This window comes from Streptomyces sp. BR1 (assembly GCF_052373795.1).
Lineage (GTDB): Bacteria > Actinomycetota > Actinomycetes > Streptomycetales > Streptomycetaceae > Streptomyces.
This window is the reverse complement of record NZ_CM126252.1, coordinates 1,413,460-1,434,279: the sequence shown is the minus strand read 5'-3', so window position 1 is coordinate 1,434,279 and position 20,820 is coordinate 1,413,460. Positions and strand designations below refer to the sequence as shown.

Genomic DNA, 20,820 nt, shown 5'->3' with positions numbered 1-20,820 from the left:
TACGTGCGAATACCTCCACGATCTCGATCAGGCGAATAGGAAGCGTCAGTGGCGAACGAAGCAAAGCTCCGCGAGTACCTCAAGAAGGTCACGACGGATCTCGACGAGGCATACGGACGGCTGCGGGAAATCGAGAGCCAGGCCCATGAGCCCATCGCCATCACGGCGATGAGCTGCCGCTTCCCCGGAGGCGTGCGGTCGCCCGAAGAGCTCTGGGAACTGCTGCGCTCGGGCGGTGACGCGCTCACCGAATTCCCCGCCGACCGTGGCTGGGACCTCGACAACCTCTTCTCGGACGACCCCGACGACCACGGCACATCGGTGACCCGGGAAGGCGGATTCCTCGACGGGGCGGCCGCGTTCGATGCCGGGTTCTTCGGGATCTCGCCGCGTGAGGCGATGGCGATGGACCCGCAGCAGCGTGTGCTGCTTGAGACGTCGTGGGAGGCGTTCGAGCGGGCCGGGATCGACCCGTCGTCCCTGCGCGGCAGCCAGGCCGGTGTCTTCGTCGGCATCAACGGTTCGGACTACCTCACCCCGCTCCTGGAGGCGGCCGAGGACTACGCCGGGCACCTGGGCACGGGCAACGCGGCCAGTGTCATGTCCGGCCGCCTGTCCTACACCTTCGGCCTGGAGGGTCCGGCGGTCACCGTCGACACCGCGTGCTCGGCCTCGCTGGTCGCCCTGCACCTCGCGGCGCAGGCCCTGCGCGCCGGCGAGTGCTCACTCGCGCTCGCGGGCGGCGTGCACGTGATGTCGACGCCGGGCCTCTTCGTCGAGTTCAGCAAGCAGCGGGGCCTGTCCGCCGACGGGCGCTGCAAGGCGTTCGCGGCCGACGCCGACGGGTTCGGCCCTGCGGAGGGTGTCGGCGTCCTCCTCCTGGAGCGGCTCTCCGACGCCCGCAAGAACGGGCACCCGGTGCTGGCCGTGCTCCGCGGCTCGGCGATCAACCAGGACGGTGCGAGCAACGGCCTCACCGCCCCCAACGGCCCCGCCCAGCAGCGCGTCATCCGCCAGGCCCTCGCCAACGCGCGGCTCTCGGCCGACCAGGTGGACGTCGTCGAGGCCCACGGCACCGGCACCAGCCTCGGCGACCCCATCGAGGCCCAGGCACTCATCGCCACCTATGGCCAGGACCGCCCGGCCGACCGGCCGCTGCTGCTCGGCTCGGTCAAGTCGAACATCGGCCACACGCAGGCCGCCGCCGGTGTCGCCGGCGTGATCAAGATGGTGCTCGCCATGCAGCACGGCGTGCTGCCGCAGAGCCTCCACATCAACGAGCCGTCGCCGCACATCGATTGGGAGTCCGGCACCGTCTCGCTGCTCACCGAGCAGACCGCGTGGCCTGAGGTGGGTCGGGTGCGTCGTGCGGGTGTGTCGTCGTTCGGGTTCAGTGGGACGAATGCGCATGTGATTGTGGAGCAGGCGCCGGGGGCGGAGGCCGTTGAGGCTGCGGAGGCCGTTGAGGTGTCCGTGGCTCCGGTGGTGCCGTGGGTGTTGTCGGGTAAGAGTGCGGGTGCGTTGCGGGCGCAGGCGGGGCGGTTGTCGGGGTGGCTGGCGGGCGCGGGGGGTGTGCGTGCGCTGGATGTGGGTTGGTCGTTGGCGTCGTCGCGGTCTGCTTTGGATCATCGTGCGGTTGTTTTTGGTGATCATGTGGCGGGTGTGGAGGCGGTGGCTTCGGGCGGGCTCGCTGCGGGTGTGGTGAGTGGTTCGGTGGTTGGTGGGAAGACGGTTTTTGTGTTCCCGGGGCAGGGTTCGCAGTGGGTGGGGATGGCGGAGGAGCTGCTGGTTTCTTCTCCGGTGTTCGCTGCGCGGGTGGATGAGTGTGGGAAGGCGCTTGAGCCGTTTACCGGCTGGTCTTTGCGGGATGTGCTGTGCGGTGTTGAGGGTGCGCCGTCGTTGGAGCGGGTCGATGTGGTGCAGCCTGCTCTGTTCGCGGTGATGGTGTCGTTGGCCGAGGTGTGGCGTGCTGCGGGTGTGGTGCCGGGTGCGGTGATCGGGCATTCGCAGGGGGAGATTGCTGCTGCGTGTGTGGCGGGGGTTTTGTCGTTGGAGGATGCGGCGCGTGTGGTGGCGTTGCGTTCGCAGGCGATCGGCCGTGTGCTGGCGGGTCTGGGCGGGATGGTGTCGGTTCCGCTTCCTGCTGCTGCGGTGCGGGAGCGGATTGCTCCGTGGGGTGAGGACCGGATTTCTGTTGCCGCGGTGAATGGTCCTTCGTCGGTGGTGGTGTCGGGTGAGGTTGAGGCGCTTGATGAGTTCTTCGCCGGGTGTGAGGCGGAGGGTGTGCGGGCGCGGCGTATCGCGGTGGACTATGCCTCGCATTCGGCTCAGGTGGAGTTGTTGCGTGAGGAACTGCTGGACCTGCTCGCTCCGGTGGAGCCGGGTGCGGGTGAGGTGCCGTTCTTGTCGACGGTGACGGGGGAGTGGGTTAAGGGTCCGGAGCTGGATGCGGGGTATTGGTTCCGGAATCTGCGGCAGACGGTGGAGTTGGAGCAGGCGACCCGGACTTTGCTGGAGCAGGGTTTCGGGGTGTTCATCGAGTCCAGCCCGCATCCGGTGCTGACGGTGGGTGTGGCGGAGACGGTTGAGGATGCGGGCCGTGAGGCTGCTGTGCTGGGGTCGTTGCGCCGTGGCGAGGGTGGTCTGGAGCGTTTCTGGTTGTCGTTGGGTGAGGCGTGGGCCCGTGGTGTGAAGGTCGACTGGGACGCCGTGTACTCCGGCACGGGTGCCCAGCGTGTGGACCTGCCCACCTACGCCTTCCAGTCGCAGCGTTTCTGGCCGGAGGCTGCCGCGGCTGAGCCGGTGGTGTTCGCGGCGGGGGATGCGATCGACGCACGTTTCTGGGAGGCCGTCGAGCGTGAGGATCTTGAGGCGCTGACCGCTGAGCTCGACATCGAGGACGAGCGGCCGCTGACCGCGCTGCTGCCCGCGCTGTCGTCCTGGCGTAAGCAGAGCCGGGAGCAGTCCACCGTCGACGGCTGGCGCTACCGCGTCACCTGGAAGAAGCTCGCCGAGCCGGCCACCGCGCGTCTCACCGGCACGTGGCTGGCCGTTGTGCCCGAGCCCGTGAACGGCTCCGCCGATGACGAGTGGATCGGAACCCTCCTCCGTACCCTCGGTGAGCGCGGCGCTGACGTCCGTACGATCCTGGTCCCCGTCGGCGCCGACCGCGACAGCCTCGCCGCCGCGCTCAAGGCCGAGACGGCCGAGGCCGCTCCCGGCGGCGTCCTCTCCCTCCTCGCCCTCGGCGGCGAGGGGGCCTTCGCCCGCGAACTCGCGTTGTCCCAGGCCCTCGGGGACGCCGACGTCGCCGCACCGCTGTGGTGTGTCACGCGGGGCGCGGTCGCCACCGGCCGCACCGAGCGGGTGACGGACCCCGCCCAGGCGCTCGTCTGGGGCCTCGGGCGCGTCGCGTCCATGGAACAGGGGGGCCGCTGGGGCGGCCTGCTCGACCTGCCCACCGACCTCGACGACCGGGCGCTGACCCGGCTCGCCGGCGTCCTCGCCGGTGACGCCGTCGAGGACCAGGTCGCGGTCCGCGCCTCCGGCCTCCTCGGCCGCCGACTGTCCCGTGCGCGCCTCGCGGACACCGCCGCCGTACGGGAATGGCGCCCGTCCGGCACGACCCTGGTGACCGGTGGTACGGGTACGCTCGGTGCCCACGTGGCCCGTTGGCTGGCGGAGAAGGGCGCCGAGCACCTGCTGCTCACCAGCCGCCGCGGCCCGGACGCCCCCGGCGCCGCCGAGCTCCGTGATGAACTGACCGCCCTCGGCGCCCAGGTCACCATCGCCGCCTGCGACATGGCCGCCCGCGACGCGGTGGCCGGGCTCATCGCGTCCGTGCCCGCCGAACGCCCGCTGACCGCCGTGGTCCACGCGGCGGCGGTCGTGGACGACGGTGTGATCGAGACGCTCACCCCGCAGCAGGCGGCGGCCGTGCTGCGCCTCAAGGTCGACGCGACGCTCCACCTGCACGAGCTGACGCGGGAGTTGGACCTGTCCGCGTTCGTCCTCTTCTCCTCGTTCTCCGCCACCTTCGGCGCCCCGGGCCAGGGAAACCAGGCCCCGGGCAACGCCTTCCTGGACGCTTTCGCCGAGTACCGCCGTGCCGAAGGGCTGCCCGCCACCTCCCTCGCCTGGGGCCCCTGGGGCAGCGCGGACGGCGACGACAGTGCGGCGGGCGACCGGATGCGTCGCCACGGCATCCTCACGATGTCGCCCGAGCGCGCCCTCGCCTCGCTCCAGCACGCGCTGGACCGCGACGAGACGGCCCTGACGATCGTCGACATGGACTGGAAGCGGTTCACGCTCGCCTTCACCGCCGACCGTGACCGGCCGCTGCTGCTCGGACTGCCGGAGGCCCGGCAGATCATCGAGAGCGCGGAGCGGGAGTCCGCCGACGACCTGGCCGGCGGGGTGCCCCTCACGCAACAGCTCGCCGGGCTGCCCGAGGTCGAGCAGGAGCGGCTGCTCCTGGAACTGGTCCGTACCGCCGTCGCGGCCGTCCTCGGCCACGCGGACCTCGCGGCCGTCGAGGCGGGGCGGGCGTTCAAGGAGCTGGGCTTCGACTCGCTCACCTCGGTCGAACTGCGCAACCGCCTCGGTGCGGTGAGCGGGCTGAAGCTGCCCGCCAGCCTGGTCTTCGACCACCCGACGCCGGCTGCCGTCGCCGCCTACCTGCGCGCCGGGATCGTGCCCGACGCGGCCGCGGGCGGGGCGCCCCTGCTGGAGGAACTGGACAAGCTGGAGACCGTGCTGGACCGGGGTACCAGCGACAACGTCGTACGCGCCCGGGTGACCATGCGGCTCCAGTCGCTGCTCGCCAAGTGGAACGAGAGCGGGGACCCGGCGGGCGCGGGGGAGCGGACGGCCCTCGCGGACGGCACCGGAGCCGGCTCGGCCGGCGACGTGCTCGACGACGTCGACCAGCTCCAGGAGGCGAGCGACGAGGAACTCTTCGCCTTCATCAACAAGGGGCTCGGCCGCGCCTGAACCACGGTCGGCCCCCGCGGGGTCCGGCCACGGCCGTCACCAATTCCCGTATCCGTACGCGTGAATGAGGTTATTGACGGCGTACTGGTTATCGACCACGATGGTCTGTCCCCCGATATTTTCGCGTAGGGCCACTGCCCCCTATGCGCCCCGTCAGTCAGGGGTGCGTAGGGGGCAGTTAGGGGTTGTCGGGGAGATTGGGCGGCGAATAGCCTGCCGCTGGGCCAACGATTCCGTCGGGAAATCGAACCGGCTGTAGACCCGATGTATTTCTCGGTTTTTTGCAAACAGTTTTCCGGTGCCGTCTGCTGCAAATGGGTGGTTGCGTTAAATGGCGAATGAAGAGACGCTGCGGGACTACCTGAAGCTGGTGACAGCGGATCTGCATCAGACGCGCCAGCGGCTGCGCGACGTGGAGGCGAAGAACCAGGACCCGATCGCCATCGTCGGCATGGGCTGCCGCTACCCCGGCGGGATCAGTTCGCCGGAAGAGCTCTGGCAGCTGGTCGCCGACGGTGGCGACGCCATCTCCGGCTTCCCCGCCGACCGTGGCTGGGACATGGAGAAGGTCTACCACCCGGACCCGGAGAACCCCGGCACCAGTTACGCGAACCAGGGCGGCTTCGTCCAGGACTTCGCGCGGTTCGACCCCTCGCTCTTCGGCATCTCGCCGCGCGAGGCCCTCTCCATGGACCCGCAGCAGCGACTCCTGCTCGAAACCTCCTGGGAGGCGTTCGAGCGGGCCGGTATCGACCCGACCTCGATGCGGGGCAAGCAGGTCGGCGTCTTCGTCGGCACCAGCAACCACGACTATCTGACGGCGCTGCTGAGCTCGTCCGAGAACGTGGAGGGCTACCTCGGCACCGGCAACGCGGCGAGCGTCGCCTCCGGTCGGCTGTCGTACACCTTCGGCCTCGAAGGCCCCGCCGTCACCGTCGACACCGCCTGCTCCTCCTCCTCGGTCGCCCTGCACCTCGCGGTGCAGGCGCTGCGCAACGGCGAGTGCTCGCTCGCCCTCGCGGGCGGCGCGACGCTGATGTCCGCGCCCGGCACCTTCATCGACTACAGCAAGCAGCGGGGCCTGGCCACCGACGGCCGCTGCAAGGCGTTCTCGCCGGACGCCGACGGCTTCAGCCTCGCCGAAGGCGTCGGCATCCTGCTCGTCGAGCGGCTGTCGGACGCCCGCCGCAAGGGGCATCCCGTGCTCGCCGTCGTGCGGGGCACCGCCGTCAACCAGGACGGTGCGAGCAACGGCCTCACGGCCCCCAACGGCCCTTCCCAGCAGCGCGTCATCCTCCAGGCGCTCTCCAACGCCCGCCTCACCCCCGACCAGGTCGACGCGGTCGAGGCACACGGCACCGGCACGGGCCTCGGTGACCCGATCGAGGCGCAGGCCCTGATCGCCACCTACGGCCAGGACCGCCCCGAGGGCCGCCCGCTGTGGCTCGGCTCCCTCAAGACCAACATCGGTCACGCGCAGGCGGCGGCCGGCGTCGCGGGTGTCATCAAGAGCGTCATGGCGATGCGTCATGGCGTGCTGCCGCGCACCCTGCACGTGGACGAGCCGACCCCGGAGGTCGACTGGAGCGCGGGTGACGTGGCCCTGCTCACCGAGGCGCGCCCCTGGCCGCAGGGCGACCAGCCGCGCCGTATCGGTGTCTCCTCGTTCGGCATGAGCGGCACCAACGCCCACATCATCCTGGAAGCCGCCGCGGATCCCGCGGCCGAGCCGCAGACCGACGCCGTCCAGGAAGCCGGGGCGACCGTCGTGCCCGTCGTGCTGTCCGGCAGGACCGAGGCCGCCCTGCGCGCCCAGGCCGCCGCGCTGCACGCCCATGTCACCGCCCACCCCGGCCTCGCGCTCGCCGACCTCGCCCTCTCGCAGTCCCTCACCCGGGCCGCCCTGGACCGCCGTGCGGCCGTCGTCGCCGACGACCGTGGCGGCCTCCTGACCGGACTCGCCGCACTGGCGCAGGGGAACCCCGGCGGCGATGTGATCGAGGGCAGCGCCACGGAAGGCAAGCTCGCCTTCCTGTTCACGGGTCAGGGCAGCCAGCGGCTGGGGATGGGGCGTGAGCTGTACGACACGTACCCGGTGTTCGCGGAGGCGTTGGACGCGGTGTGCGCGCACGTGGACACGCACCTCGAAGTCCCGCTCAAGGATGTGCTGTTCGGCAACGACGGTGATCTTCTTGACCGTACGGAGTTCACTCAGCCTGCTCTGTTCGCGGTTGAGGTGGCGTTGTTCCGGCTGGTGGAGTCGTGGGGCCTGAAGCCCGACTTCCTGGCGGGTCATTCGATCGGTGAGATCGCTGCGGCGCATGTGGCGGGTGTGTTCTCACTGGAGGACGCCTGTGAACTGGTCGCCGCCCGGGGCCGGTTGATGCAGGCGCTGCCCGCCGGTGGAGTCATGATCGCTGTTCAGGCGTCGGAGGACGAGGTCCTTCCGCACCTCACGGACCGGGTCAGCATCGCGGCGATCAACGGCCCGCAGTCAGTCGTCATCGCCGGTGACGAGGATGCGGCGCTCAAGGTCCACGCGCACTTCGAAGGCCGCAAGTCCAAGCGGCTGACGGTCAGTCATGCGTTCCACTCGCCGCACATGGACGGCATGTTGGACGCGTTCCGTGAGGTGGTGGCGGGGCTGTCGTACGAGTCGCCGCGTATCCCGGTCGTCTCCAACCTGACGGGTGCCCTTGTCTCCGACGAGATGGCGTCCCCTGACTTCTGGGTACGCCACGTCCGCGAGGCCGTACGGTTCCTCGACGGCATCCGCTGGCTGGAGAGCCGCGGTGTCACCACGTACGTCGAACTCGGCCCCGGCGGCGTCCTGTCCGCCCTCGGCCAGGACTGCCAGACCGCCACCGGCCCCCGCGCCGCCGCTTTCCTTCCCGCGCTGCGCACCGGCCGCCCCGAGGCGTGGTCGGTGAACGCCGCCGTCGCCGGCGCCCATGTGCGCGGCCTCTCCCCGGACTGGGCCGCCCGTTTCGCCGGGACCGGCGCGCGCCGCGTCGACCTGCCCACGTACGCCTTCCAGCGCGAGCTGTACTGGCCCCGCGACCCCTTCACGGACCTGGCGGATGTCGCCGAGGGCGGCGAACTCGGCGCCACCGACGCGAAGTTCTGGGAGGTCGTCGACAGCGAGGACCTCGCCGCGCTCGCCGAGACGCTCGGGGTCGACGGGGACCAGCCGCTCAGCAGTGTGCTGCCCGCGCTCTCCGCGTGGCACCGCCGCCACCGCGACCGCGACACCGTCGACGGCTGGCGCTACCGCGTCACCTGGAAGCCGCTCACCGACACCGCGCCCGCGCCCCTCACCGGCCGCTGGCTGCTGGTCGTACCCGCCGCGCACGCCGAGGACCCCTGGGTGCCCGCCGCCGAGCGGGTTCTGACGGCACGCGGCGTCACCGTGGGCACCCTCGTGCTCGACGCGGCCCTCGACGACCGCGCCGCCGTCACTCGACGGATCGGCGAAGCCCTCGCGGACGCCGAGGCGCCCGCCGGGGTGCTCTCCCTGCTCGCGCTCGACGAGCGGCCCCACCCGGAGGACCCGGCCCTGTCCGCCGGGCTCGCCGCCACCGCCGCCCTCGTGCAGGCGCTCGGCGACGCCGGCGTCGACGCCCCGCTGTGGAACGCCACCCGGGGCGCGGTCTCCACCGGCCGCTCCGACCGCCTCACCGCCGCCACCCAGGCCCAGGTCTGGGGCCTCGGCCGCACCGCCGCCCTCGAACTGCCGGGCCGCTGGGGCGGTCTCGTCGACCTGCCCCAGGCTCCTGACGAGCGGGCCGCGGGCCGGCTCGCCGACATCCTGGGCGGCCTCGGCGGCGAGGACCACCTCGCCGTCCGCTCCACCGGTGTCTTCGTCCGCAGGCTCACCCGTGCCACCCAGGACGAGCGCCCCGCCACCGAGTGGACGCCCGGCGGTACGGCGCTGGTCACCGGCGGCACGGGCGCGCTCGGCCGGCACGTCGCCCGCTGGCTCGCCCGCACCGGCGCCGACCACCTGCTGCTGGTCAGCAGGAGCGGCCCGGGCGCCGAGGGCACCGACGAACTCGCCGCGGAACTGCGCGCTCTGGGCGCCGAGGTCACCTTCGCGGCCTGTGACGTCGCAGACCGCGACGCGGTCGCGGCACTGCTCGCCGCCATCCCCGCCGAGCATCCGCTGACCACCGTCGTCCACGCCGCGGGAACCCTCGACGACGGTGTCCTGGACAGCCTGACGCCGCAGCGGTTCGCCGGTGTCCTGCGCCCCAAGGCCCACGCGGCACAGGTGCTGCACGAGCTGACCCGCGACCTAGACCTGTCGGCGTTCGTGCTCTTCTCCTCCGTCGCCGCCGTCTTCGGCGCCGCCGGACAGGCCAACTACGCGGCTGCCAACGCCTTCTTGGACGCCCTGGCCGAGCAGCGCCGCGCCGAAGGGCTGCCCGCCACCGTCCTGTCCTGGGGTGCCTGGGGAGACGGCGGCATGGCCACCGACGAACTCGTCGCCGAGCGCCTGCGCCAGGCGGGACTGCCCGCCCTCGCTCCGGAACTGGCCCTGTCCGCCCTCCACTTGGCACTCACCCAGGACGAGACGGCGTCCGTGGTCGCCGACATCGACTGGGAGAAGCTGGCCCCCGGCCTCACCGCCGTACGCCCCTGCCCGCTGGTCGCCGATCTTCCCGAGGCCGCGCACGCGCTCGCCGCGGCCGCCGCGGCCACCACGCCCGGCGCCGCCGCCGACAGCTTCGGGCACCGGCTGGCCGCCGCCCCGGCGGACGAACGCGAGCAGCTCGCCCTGGAATTCGTCCGTACCCAGGTCGCCGCCGTCCTCGGGCACGCGGGACCGGAGTCCGTCGACCCGGCCAGTGCCTTCCGCGACCTCGGCTTCGACTCGCTCACGGCCGTGGAGATCCGCAATCTCCTCACCTCCCGTACGGGCCTGCGGCTGCCCGCCACACTGATCTTCGACTACCCCAACTCCCTGGCCCTGGCCGCCCATCTCCAGGACGAACTCCTGGGCTCCCGGGCGACGGACACGGCCCTGCCCGCCCTCGCGCCGGCCGGGCGGGACGCCGACGACGACCCCATCGCGATCGTCTCGATGAGCTGCCGCTTCCCCGGCGGCGTACAGACCCCGGAAGACCTCTGGCAGCTCCTGGTCACCGGTCGCGACGCGATCGCGGGCTTCCCCGCCGACCGCGGCTGGGACCTCGACGGGCTGTACGACCCCGAGTCCGCCGCCGAGAACACCAGTTACGTCCGGGACGGCGGCTTCCTGGACGGCGCCGCCGACTTCGACCCCGCGTTCTTCGGGATCTCGCCGCGTGAGGCCCTGGCGATGGACCCGCAGCAGCGGCTGCTCCTTGAGACCTCGTGGGAGGCGTTCGAGCGCGCCGGGATCGACCCCGCCGTCGTGCGCGGCGAGCAGATCGGTGTGTTCACCGGTACCAACGGCCAGGATTACCTCGACGTCATCCTGGCCGCCCCCGACGGCGTCGAGGGCTTCCTGGGCACCGGCAACGCCGCGAGCGTCGTCTCCGGCCGCGTCAGCTACGTGCTCGGGCTTGAGGGCCCGGCCGTGACGGTCGACACCGCCTGCTCCTCGTCGCTCGTGGCCCTGCACTGGGCGATCCAGGCGCTGCGCAGCGGCGAGTGCACGATGGCCCTGGCCGGTGGCGTGACCGTGATGTCCACACCCGCCTCCTTCATCGACTTCAGCCGTCAGCGCGGGCTCGCGGAGGACGGCCGGATCAAGGCGTTCGCGGCGGGCGCGGACGGTACGGGCTGGGGCGAGGGCGTCGGCATGCTGCTCGTGGAGCGGCTCTCCGACGCCCGCAGGAACGGTCACCCCGTCCTCGCGCTCGTGCGCGGCTCGGCCATCAACCAGGACGGCGCCAGCAACGGCCTCACCGCCCCCAACGGCCCCTCCCAGCAGCGCGTCATCCGCCAGGCCCTCGCCAGCGGCGGCCTGACCACCGCGGACGTCGACGCCGTCGAGGCGCACGGCACGGGCACGAAGCTCGGCGACCCGATCGAGGCCCAGGCCCTCCTGGCCACGTACGGTCAGGACCGCGAGGCCGACCGGCCGCTGCTGCTCGGCTCCATCAAGTCCAACCTCGGCCACACGCAGGCCGCCGCCGGTGTCGCCGGCGTGATGAAGATGGTCCTCGCCATGCGGCACGGGATCCTTCCCCCCACGCTGCACGTCGACGAGCCGACCCCGCACGTCGACTGGACGGCCGGCGAGGTGACCCTGCTGACCGAAGCGGTGTCGTGGCCCGAGACCGGCCGCCCGCGCCGGGCCGGTGTCTCCTCCTTCGGAATCAGCGGCACCAACGCCCACACCATCATCGAGCAGGCCCCCGACGAGCCCGAGCCCGTACGGAACACCGAGCCGGCCGGAACGCAGGCCGACCGCCCCCTGCCGTGGCTGCTGTCCGCCAAGACCGACGACGCCCTGCGCGACCAGGCCCGCCGCCTGCTCGCCCACACCAAGCTGCACCCCGAACTGCGCCCCGCCGACCTGGGCCTCTCGCTGGCCGACGGCCGCTCGGCCTTCGAGCGCCGCGCGGCCGTGGTCGCCGACGGCCGAGAAGGCCTGCTGGCCGGGCTGGAAGCCCTGGCCGAGGGCGGCTCGGCGGCAGGTCTGGTGGAAGGCGCCGTGAACGCCGGGAAGCTCGCCTTCCTGTTCACGGGTCAGGGCAGCCAGCGGCTGGGGATGGGGCGTGAGCTGTACGACGCCTACCCGGTGTTCGCGGATGCGCTGGACGCGGTGTGCGCGCACGTGGACACGCACCTCGAAGTCCCGCTGAAGGATGTGCTGTTGGGGGACGATGCGGGTCTGGTGGACCGTACGGAGTTCACGCAGCCTGCTCTGTTCGCGGTCGAGGTCGCGCTGTTCCGTCTGGTGGAGTCGTGGGGCCTGAAGCCCGATTTCCTGGCGGGTCACTCCATCGGTGAGATTGCTGCTGCGCATGTGGCGGGTGTGTTCTCGCTCCAGGACGCCTGTGAACTGGTCGCTGCCCGGGGTCGGTTGATGCAGGCGCTGCCGACGGGCGGCGTGATGATTGCGGTGCAGGCGTCGGAGGACGAGGTACTTCCGTACCTCACCGACGGTGTGTCCATCGCGGCCATCAACGGTCCGCAGTCAGTCGTCATCGCGGGGGACGAGGACGCGGCGCTCAAGGTCCTCGCGCACTTCGAAGGCCGTAAGTCGAAGCGGCTGACGGTCAGTCACGCGTTCCACTCGCCGCACATGGACGGCATGTTGGACGCGTTCGGTGAGGTTGTTGCGGGGCTGTCGTACGAGTCCCCGCGTATCCCGGTCGTCTCGAACCTGACCGGCGCGCTGGTCTCCGACGAGATGGCGTCCCCTGACTTCTGGGTACGCCACGTCCGCGAGGCGGTTCGCTTCCTCGACGGTGTTCGCGCCCTCGAAGCGGCCGGTGTCACGACGTATCTGGAGCTTGGCCCGGACGGAACTCTGTCCGCCCTCGCGCAGGAGTGCGTCACCGAGGACGCGGCCTTCGTGCCCCTGCTCCGCAAGAACCGTCCCGAGGCCGAGACGGCGACGGTCGCCCTTGCGCAGGCGCACGTCCGGGGCACTGCCGTCGACTGGCAGGCGTACTACGGGGGAACCGGCGCCCAGCGCGTCGACCTGCCCACGTACGCCTTCCAGCGCTCGCGCTACTGGCCCGCCGCCTCCTCGCTCTATCTCGGCGATGTCGAGGCCATCGGCCTGGACGACACCGCCCACCCGCTGCTCAGTGCCGGTGTCGCGCTGCCCGAGTCCGACGGCATGGTCTTCGCCGGACGACTCGCGCTCTCCACGCACCCCTGGCTCGCCGACCACGCCATCCTCGGCAGCGTCCTGCTGCCCGGTACGGCCTTTGTGGAGCTCGCGACCCGCGCCGGGGACCAGCTCGGCTGCGACTACCTGGAGGAGCTGACCCTCGAAGCGCCGCTCGTCCTGCCCGAACACGGCGGCGTACAGCTGCGGGTGTGGGCCGGCGCCGCCGACGAGGCCGGGCGCCGCCCCCTCGCCGTGCACTCCCGCGCCGAAGGGCTGGCCGCCGAGGAGCCGTGGACCCGGCACGCCAGCGGTGTGCTCGCCGAGGGCGGGCGGCCGCCGGCCGCGTTCGACCTGACGGCCTGGCCCCCGGCCGATGCCACCGAGGTGACGCTGGACGGGCGCTACGACGGGCTCGCCGACATCGGATTCGCCTACGGGCCCACCTTCCGCGGTCTGCGCACCGCCTGGCAGCGCGCCGGCGAGGTCTTCGCCGAGGTCCGGCTGCCCGAGGGAACCGAGGACCAGGCCGGACGGTTCGGCCTGCACCCGGCGCTGCTCGACGCGGCCCTGCACGCCATCGGACTCGGCGGCATAGGCGCCGACGACGGCCAGGGACGGCTGCCCTTCGCGTGGACCGGCGTGTCCCTACACGCGGCCGGCGCCGCCGCCCTGCGCGTCCGGCTCGCCCCGGCGGGTGCCGAAGGCGTCCGGCTGGAGATCGCCGATTCCTCGGGCGCCCCCGTCGCCGCCGTGGAGTCGCTCGGCCTGCGCCCGGTGACGGCCGATCAGCTCCGTGCGGCGCGCACCACGTATCACGAGTCCGTCTTCCGCCAGCAGTGGACCGAGCTGCCGGGCCTCGCCGCTCCGGCCGCCGCCGACGTCCGGTACGCGCTCCTCGGCGGCGGCGACGGCGACGGCGACACCGTCGCCGACGCCGACCGCTACCCCGACCTGCCGGCGCTGACCGCCGCCGTGGACGCGGGAGCGGCGGTGCCCGACGAGGTCGTCGTCGCCCTCGCCCCCGTCGCCGGCACCGCACCCGCCGTCCACGGTGCCGCGCACGATGCGCTGGCGCTCGTCCAGACCTGGCTGGCGGAGGACCGGTTCGCCGCCTCCCGCCTGGTGGTCGTCACCCGGGGCGCGCTCGCCGCGGGCCCGGACGACGAGGTGAGCGACCTCGCCGCCGCCACCGTCTGGGGTCTGCTGCGGTCCGCGCAGTCGGAGAACCCCGGCCGCGTCGCGCTCGTCGACACCGACGGACACGCCCGCGCCGAGCAGGCCCTGCGCGCCGCGCTCAGCTCCGACGAGGAGCGGTTCGCGCTGCGCGCCGGGACCGTGCTCGTGCCCCGGCTCGCCCGCGTGGCGAAGGGGCAGGACGAGCCCGGCACCACCGCCGGCGCCTTCCGGCCCGGCGGCACGGTCCTGATCACCGGTGCCACGGGTGCGCTGGGCGGCCTCGTGGCCCGCCACCTTGTCACCGAGCACGGCGTGGAGCGGCTGCTCCTCGTCGGCCGGCGCGGGGCCGCGGCGCCCGGCGCCGCCGAACTCGTCGCCGAACTGGCCGAGTTGGGCGCCGAGGCGACCTGGGCCGCGTGCGACGTGGCGGACCGGGACGCGCTCGCCGCGCTCCTGGCGGCCGTACCGTCCGCGCACCCGCTGACAGCGGTCGTGCACACCGCCGGTGTGCTGGACGACGGGATCATCTCCTCGCTGACCCCCGAGCGACTCTCCAAGGTCCTGCGCCCCAAGGTGGACGCGGCCCTGAACCTGCACGAGCTGACCCGGGATCTGGACCTGGCCGCGTTCGTGCTCTTCTCCTCCACCTCCGGCCTCTTCGGTGGTCCCGGACAGGGCAACTACGCCGCCGCCAACTCCTTCCTGGACGCCCTCGCCGACTACCGGCACGCCCACGGACTGCCGGCGACCTCGACGGCCTGGGGCCTGTGGTCCGTGGCCGACGGCATGGCGGGCGCCCTGGACGCGGCCGATGTCAACCGGATGCGCCGCGCCGGACTGCCCCCGCTCACGGCGGCGGACGGCCTGGGGCTTTTCGACGCGGCACTCGCCCTCCCCGACCCGGCCGTCGCCCTGATGCGGGTCGACACCGAGGCCCTGCGCGCCCAGGCGGCCGCGGGGACCGTCGCGCCGCTCCTGCGCTCTCTCGTACGGGGTGTGGCCCGGCGGTCGGTGGACGCGTCGGCCGCATCCGGTGCGGCCCAGTCGCAGCGGCGCGACCGGCTCGCCGCCCTCTCCGCGCCCGAGCAGGACCGTGCGCTCCTTGACCTGGTCCGTACCGAGGTCGCGGCCGTCCTCGGCCACGCGGGGCCCTCGGCCGTCGAATCGGCCCGGGCCTTCAAGGAGCTGGGCTTCGACTCGCTCACCGCGGTCGAGCTGCGCAACCGGCTGAACGCGGCCACCGCGCTGCGCCTGCCCGCGACCTTGATCTTCGACTACCCGGACCCGACGGTCCTCGCCCGCCATCTGCGCTCCGAGCTGATCGGCGACGACACGACGGCCGCCGTGGCCGAACCGGTGACGGTGACGGCCGACGGCGACCCCATCGCCATCGTCTCCATGAGCTGCCGCTACCCCGGCGGTGTCCGCACCCCCGAGGACCTGTGGCAGCTCCTGACGGCGGGCGCCGACGGCATCACCCGCCTGCCGGAGAACCGCGGCTGGGACACCGAGGCGCTGTACGACCCCGACCCGGAGAGCCAGGGCACCAGCTACGCCCGGGACGGCGGCTTCCTGCACGACGCCGCCGGGTTCGACGCGGCCTTCTTCGGGATCTCGCCGCGCGAGGCCCTCGCCATGGACCCGCAGCAGCGCCTCCTCCTGGAGACCACGTGGGAGGCCTTCGAGCGGGCCGGCATCGCGCCGTCCGCCGTGCGCGGCAGCCGTACGGGCGTCTTCGCCGGCGTCATGTACCACGACTACGGCGCGCGCCTGCACGCCGTGCCCGAGGGCGTCGAGGGCTACCTCGGCACCGGCAGCTCCAGCAGCATCGTGTCGGGCCGCGTCGCCTACACCTTCGGTCTGGAGGGCCCGGCGGTCACCGTCGACACGGCGTGCTCGTCCTCGCTCGTCGCCCTGCACCTCGCCGCGCAGGCGCTGCGCAACGGCGAGTGCGATCTCGCGCTGGCGGGCGGTGTCACCGTGATGTTCACGCCCGGCACCTTCATCGAGTTCAGCCGCCAGCGGGGTCTCGCCGCGGACGGCCGCTGCAAGTCCTTCGCGGCCGCCGCCGACGGCACCGGCTGGGGCGAGGGCGCGGGCGTGCTCCTCCTGGAGCGCCTTTCCGACGCCCGCCGCAACGGCCACCACGTCCACGCGGTCCTGCGGGGCTCCGCCGTCAACCAGGACGGTGCGAGCAACGGCCTGACCGCTCCCAACGGCCCGTCCCAGCAGCGCGTCATCCGCCAGGCACTCGCCAACGCCGGTCTGCCCGCCGGGCAGGTCGACGCGGTCGAGGCGCACGGCACCGGCACCACCCTCGGCGACCCCATCGAGGCCCAGGCCCTCCTGGCCACCTACGGCCAGGAGCACACCGACGACCGGCCCCTGCTGCTCGGCTCGGTGAAGTCCAACCTCGGTCACACCCAGGCCGCCTCCGGTGTCGCCGGAGTCATCAAGATGGTCATGTCGATGCAGCACGGCGTCCTGCCGAAGACCCTGCACGTCGACGAGCCCACCCCGCACGTCGACTGGTCGGCGGGCGCGGTGTCCCTTCTCACCGAGCAGGTGCGGTGGCCCGAGACGGGCCGCCCGCGCCGCGCGGGCGTCTCGTCCTTCGGCATCAGCGGTACCAACGCGCACGCCATCATCGAGCAGGCCCCCGACGCGGCGGAGCCCGCCGCCCGGGAAGGTGAGCCGGAGCCCGCAGGCCCGGCGCTCGTGCCGCTGGTCGTCTCGGCCCGCAGCGAGGAGGCCCTGCGCGCCCAGGCCCGGCGTCTGCACGCCCATGTGCACGCCGACCCCGCGCTGCGCACCGCCGACCTGGGCCTGTCGCTGGCGACCACCCGCTCGGCCCTGGAACAGCGGGCCGCGCTGGTCGCCGGGGGCCGGGAGGAGCTGCTGCGCGGCCTGGACGCCCTGGCGCGCGGCGAGGAGACGGCGGGAGTGCTGCGCGGCTCGGCCCGCGACAGCCAGACCGCGTTCCTGTTCACCGGTCAGGGCAGCCAGCGCCTCGGCATGGGCCGCGAGCTGTACGACATGTACCCGGCCTTCGCCGGGGCCCTGGACGAGATCTGCGCCGAGCTGGACCGGCACCTCGAACGTCCCCTGAAGGACGTGCTGTTCGGCGACGACCGTGATCTTCTCGACCGTACGGAGTTCACCCAGCCCGCCCTCTTCGCCGTCGAGGTCGCGCTGTTCCGTCTGGTGGAGTCCCTGGGCCTGAAGCCGGACTTCCTGGCGGGCCACTCCATCGGCGAGATCGCCGCCGCGCATGTGGCCGGGGTGTTCTCGCTCCAGGACGCATGTGAACTGGTCGCCGCGCGTGGCAGGTTGATGCAGGCTCTGCCTGCTGGCGGTGTCATGATCGCCGTCCAGGCGTCGGAGGACGAGGTGCTTCCGTACCTCACCGACGGTGTGTCCATCGCCGCCATCAACGGCCCGCAGTCGGTGGTCGTCGCCGGTGACGAGGACGCCGCGCAGGAGATCGTGGCGCACTTCGGGGACCGTAAGTCCAAGCAGCTGACGGTCAGTCACGCGTTCCACTCCCCGCACATGGACGGCATGCTCGCCGACTTCCGCAAGGTCGCCGAAGGGCTCGTCTACGCGTCCCCGCGGATCCCGGTCGTCTCCAACCTCACCGGTTCCCTGGTCTCCGACGAGATGACCGACGCCGACTTCTGGGTACGCCACGTCCGTGAGGCCGTACGGTTCCTCGACGGCATCCGGGCCTTGGAAACCGCGGGCGTCACCACGTACGTCGAGCTCGGCCCCGACGGCATCCTCTCCGCCCTCGCGCAGGACTGCGTGAGCGGCGAGGACGCCGCCTTCGTGCCGGTCCTGCGCGACGGCCGCCCCGAGGCGGAGACGGTCACCACCGCCCTCGCACGGGCCCACGTCCAGGGCGTGCCCGTGGACTGGGAGGCGTTCTTCGCGGGGACCGGCGCCCGGCGCGTCGACCTGCCCACCTACGCCTTCCAGCGCAAGCGCTACTGGCTCGACGTCGGCGTCTCCGTCGAGGACGTGCTGGCCGCCGGCCTCGACTCGGCCGCCCACCCGCTGCTCGGCGCCACCGTCGAACTGCCCGCGTCCGACGGGTACGTCCTCACCGGACGTCTCGCGCTCTCCACCCACCCCTGGCTCACCGACCACACGGTCATGGACACCGTCCTGCTGCCCGGCACGGCCTTCGTCGAACTGGCCCTGCGCGCCGGTGAACAGTGCGGCTGCGACACGGTCGAGGAGCTGGCCATCGAGGCCCCGCTCACCCTGCCCGAACAGGGCGCCGTCCAGCTCCAGGTGAGCGTCGACGCGGCCGACGGGGCCGGGCGCCGCAACCTGACCCTGCACTCCCGCCGCGCCGAGGCACCCACCGACGAGCCGTGGACCCGCCACGCCACCGGTGTCCTCACCCCCGCCGCGCAACTGCCCGCGTTCGACCTGGCCCAGTGGCCGCCGGCCGACGCGGTGCCTGTGCCCACCGACGGCTTCTACCCGGCCGCGGCATCGGCCGGACTCGGCTACGGTCCGGTGTTCCGGGGCCTGCGCGCCGCCTGGCGGCGCGGCGAGGAGCTGTTCGCCGAGGTCGCGCTCGACGAGGAGTACGAGGGTGACGCCGCCGACTACGGCGTGCACCCCGCCCTGCTCGACGCCGCCCTGCACGCGATCGGTCTCGGCGCCCCCGGTGCCGAGGACGAGCCCGAGGGCGCACGGCTGCCCTTCGCCTGGACCGGTGTGCGGCTGTACGCGGCCGGCGCCGCGGGCATCCGGGTCCGGCTGACCGCCGCCGCGTCCGGGGGAGTGGCCCTCGACGTGGCCGACTCCACCGGCGCCCCGGTGGCCTCCGTCGACTCCCTGGTCCTGCGTCCGGTCTCGGCACAGCAGCTCGGCGGTGACCGGGCCGCGCACCACGAGTCCCTGTTCGGCGTCGAGTGGGCCAAGCTGCCCGTCGCGGCGGGCGCGGTGCCCTCCGGCGAGCGCTGGACGGTCCTCGGCGACGACGGGCCGGACCTGCGGATCGCCGGCGAGCGGCTGGACGCGTACGCCGGTCTGACCGCGCTGCGCGGCGCGCTCACGGCCGGGGCGCCGACGCCGGACGTGGTCTTCGTCCCGCTGTCCTCCACCGCTTCCGACAGCGGCCGGGCCGCCACCGCCCGGGCCGCAGCCCACCACGCGCTCGCCCTCCTCAAGGAGTGGCTGGCCGATGAACGCCTGGAGGACGCGCGCCTGGTGTTCGTGACCCGGGGCGCGGTGGCGGCCGGGCCGGACGAGCCGGTCACGGACCTGGCGCACAGCCCGGTTTGGGGCCTGGTGCGCTCCGCGCAGTCGGAGAACCCCGGCCGGTTCGTCCTGGCGGACACCGACGGTACCGACGCCTCCCTCGGGGCGCTGGCCGCCGCGCTCGCCACCGACGAGCCGCAGCTCGCGCTGCGGTCGGGCGAGGCACACGCCTTCCGGCTGCGCCGCGTCGCCCGCGACGCGTCGGAGACAGCCCTGCGGGGCATCGACGCCGGCGGCACCGTCCTGATCACGGGCGCCGGCGGCACCCTCGGCAGGCTCTTCGCCCGCCACCTGGTCGCCGCCCACGGCGCCCGGCACCTGCTGCTGCTCAGCCGTCGTGGCGAGCGGTCGCCGGGTGCGGCCGAACTGGTGGCGGAACTGGCCGAGTTGGGTGCGCGGGCGGAGTGGGTGGCGTGCGACGCGGCCGACCGGGACGCGCTGGCCGCGGTCCTGGCCGCCGTACCGCAGGACCGTCCGCTGACGGCGGTCGTGCACACGGCCGGTGTGCTGGACGACGGGATCATCGACTCGCTGACCCCCGAACGCCTGGACACCGTCCTGCGGCCCAAGGTCGACGCGGCCTGGAACCTGCACGAACTGACCGAGGGCAGCGAGCTCTCCGCCTTCGTGCTCTTCTCCTCCGTCGCCGGCTCGTTCGGCGCGGCGGGCCAGGGCAACTACGCGGCGGCCAACAGCTTCCTGGACGCCCTCGCCCAGCACCGCACGGCCCGCGGTCTGAGGGCCAGTTCCCTCGCCTGGGGCCTGTGGGCCACCACCGACGGCATGGCGGGCGCCCTCGACGACGCCGACCTGACCAGGATGGCCCGCTCCGGCGTGGCGGCGCTCGCACCCGAGGAGGGGCTGGCGCTGTTCGACGCCTCCCGCACCCTGGACGACGCGGTCCTCGTGCCCATGCGGGTCGAGCTGGGCGCGCTGCGCGCCCAGGCCGCGGACGGCACCCTGCCTCCGCTGCTGCGCCAACTGGTCCGTACCCCCGCGCGGCGGGCCGTCGACTCCGGCACCCGGGCCGGGGCGCGCCCCGGTACCGGGAGCGCCGAGCCGCTCGAAGCACGGCTCGCGGGTCTCCCGTCCGCCGAACGCGCCCAGCTGATCATGGAGTTGGTCCGCACCCAGGTCGCCGCGGTCCTCGGCTATGGCGGACCGGACGACGTGGAGGCCGCACGCGGCTTCCTCGACCTGGGCTTCGACTCCCTGACCGCGGTCGACCTGCGCAACCGGCTCACGGCGAGCTCCGGACTCCGGCTGCCCGTCACGCTGATCTTCGACTACCCGTCGCCCGCCGCGCTCGCCGCCTACCTCGGCGAGAAGCTCGGCCAGGGCGACCCGGCCCGCAAGTCCGTCCACGCGGAACTCGACAAGCTCGAATCGATCCTCTCGACGGTCGGCTCCGACGACGTCGAACGCGCGGGCATCACCGCTCGGCTGCGAGACCTTCTGGCGAAGTGGAATGAAACGCACAGTGCACAGGACAGCGCCGCACAAGAGCGGGAAATCCAGTCCGCCACGGCCGACGAGATCTTCGATCTCCTCGACGACGAGCTGGGCCTGTCCTGAGCCGCACCGGTCCGGTGCCCACTTTC

At 73.0% G+C, this 20,820-nt stretch carries 2 protein-coding genes; both read left to right on the top strand.

All coding sequences use genetic code 11. The features are described from left to right. Window positions 1-48 precede the first annotated feature (48 nt). Window positions 49-4,992, top strand: coding sequence for a type I polyketide synthase (locus ACT1U9_RS06085; protein ID WP_444537348.1), 4,944 nt, complete (start codon window positions 49-51; stop codon window positions 4,990-4,992). Between the two features lie 331 nt (window positions 4,993-5,323). Continuing rightward, on the top strand, window positions 5,324-20,794 hold the full coding sequence (locus ACT1U9_RS06080) for a type I polyketide synthase (RefSeq protein ID WP_444537347.1): 15,471 nt from the start codon (window positions 5,324-5,326) through the stop codon (window positions 20,792-20,794). The last annotated feature ends 26 nt before the right edge of the window (window positions 20,795-20,820 follow it).